The following is a 530-nucleotide window of genomic DNA, read 5'->3' on the forward strand; positions in this document are numbered from 1 at the left end:
TAAGTGATCTGGCCACCTTCGTTGACGGCACTTGGCGCGGTCAGCGTGACGGTCGTGGTGTCCGCAGTGCCAGGTGTGTCAGTCACTGTGGTGTTAACAGGCGTAGTGCCTGGCACCAGGTTTTCGAAGTGCTCGCCGCCAGTTACACCCTTAATTGCGGTGGTAATGGTCTGGTCGCCTTTGTACACGTCGTTAGGCGCAACAGTGGTGACGGTACCGCTGGACTGGTTCACACCGATGGTGATGGTTTTGCCGTTGTCCAGGGTGACGGTCAGCGGGCTGGTGATGTTGGTCACCGGATTGCCCGACTTGTCGACCAGCGACGCGGTGTAAACGATGTTGCCGCCTTCACCAACGGTGGTGGTGGCGGTCAGCACCACATCGACTTTGTCGATGGTGTCGTTGATCGTGGTGGTCGCACCGTTACCAGCAACTTCCAGTTTCTCGAAGTTGCCGCCAGCGGTGTCGGTGATCTTGACGGTCTGGGTGCTCTTATCGATGAACACGTCATCGCTAGGCGCAGGGACGGT

The 530-nt window shown here is 58.3% G+C and carries 1 protein-coding gene; it reads right to left on the bottom strand.

Going from position 1 to position 530, the window contains the following annotated elements; all coding sequences use genetic code 11:
• Window positions 1–530: immunoglobulin-like domain-containing protein (locus AOA62_RS16135; protein WP_143521840.1), on the bottom strand; the 530-nt coding region annotated here is incomplete at both ends.

The organism is Pseudomonas sp. 2995-3 (assembly GCF_002742565.1).
Taxonomy (GTDB): Bacteria; Pseudomonadota; Gammaproteobacteria; order Pseudomonadales; family Pseudomonadaceae; genus Aquipseudomonas; species Aquipseudomonas edaphica.